General features: G+C 57.7%; 1 pseudogene. It reads left to right on the forward strand.

Annotated elements, in window-relative coordinates:
* Nucleotides 1–504: pseudogene (locus tag BK660_RS31525) on the forward strand (NEL-type E3 ubiquitin ligase domain-containing protein); the annotation flags it as partial.

Raw genomic sequence — 504 nt, forward strand, 5'->3', positions numbered from 1 at the left:
CGACGCTGAAACTGGATCTGGGGGATGCGATCCTTGCGCCCCTGACGGCTGATTTCAGCCATGTACGCACGCTGGAGCTGACCGCGGTTGCCTGGTCGGACACCGCCGACACCTTCCTTGGCAGTTTCCCCAACCTGGAAAAACTGGCGGTGACCCACTCCACCCTGGACAAGCTGCCGCCGGGTATCGCACAGATGTCCGCTCTCAAGACTCTGGATCTGAACTCCAATCGCATTGAGCTGAATGAACATACAGCGGTGAAACCGGGTGCGTTCAACCAGCTCGAGAACCTCGATCTATCGAGCAACCCGCTTGGTAAAACACCTGACTTCAGTGGCATGTCGCAACTTCGGTCATTAAACCTGAACAACACCCGACTGGATCACTGGCCCAGCGGTTTACACGAGCAGGTGGCGCTGGAGCTGGTCGACTTGCGCAACAACCAACTGCGCGAAATTCCGCAGACGATCCTCAACCCGCCAAGCGATCAGCTCTTGGCCATCG

The organism is Pseudomonas brassicacearum, from assembly GCF_003732265.1.
GTDB classification, from domain to species: domain Bacteria; phylum Pseudomonadota; class Gammaproteobacteria; order Pseudomonadales; family Pseudomonadaceae; genus Aquipseudomonas; species Aquipseudomonas brassicacearum_D.